The organism is Nonomuraea candida, assembly GCF_000725485.1.
Classification (GTDB): Bacteria; Actinomycetota; Actinomycetes; order Streptosporangiales; family Streptosporangiaceae; genus Nonomuraea; species Nonomuraea candida.
Map to the genome: position 1 here is coordinate 1 of NZ_JOAG01000173.1, position 295 is coordinate 295.

General features: G+C 73.2%; 1 protein-coding gene. It reads left to right on the forward strand.

Annotated elements, in window-relative coordinates:
- On the forward strand, window positions 1–295 hold a 295-nt coding region (locus IO39_RS43570), incomplete at both ends, for an HAD-IC family P-type ATPase (protein ID WP_043637843.1).

A 295-nucleotide genomic window follows, 5' to 3' on the forward strand; every position in this document is an offset into this window, starting at 1 on the left:
GGCGGCGGAGGTGGGGATCGAGGAGGTGATCGCCGAGGTGCTGCCCGCCGGGAAGGTGGAGGTGGTCAAGCGGCTGCAGGCCGGCGGCAAGGTGGTCGCCATGGTCGGGGACGGGGTCAACGACGCCGCCGCGCTCGCGCAGGCGGATCTGGGGCTGGCGATGGGCACCGGCACCGACGCCGCCATCCAGGCCGGCGATCTGACGCTGGTGCGGGGTGATCTGCGGGTCGCCGCCGATGCGATCCGGCTGTCGCGGCGCACCCTGTCGACGATCAAGGGGAACCTGTTCTGGGCG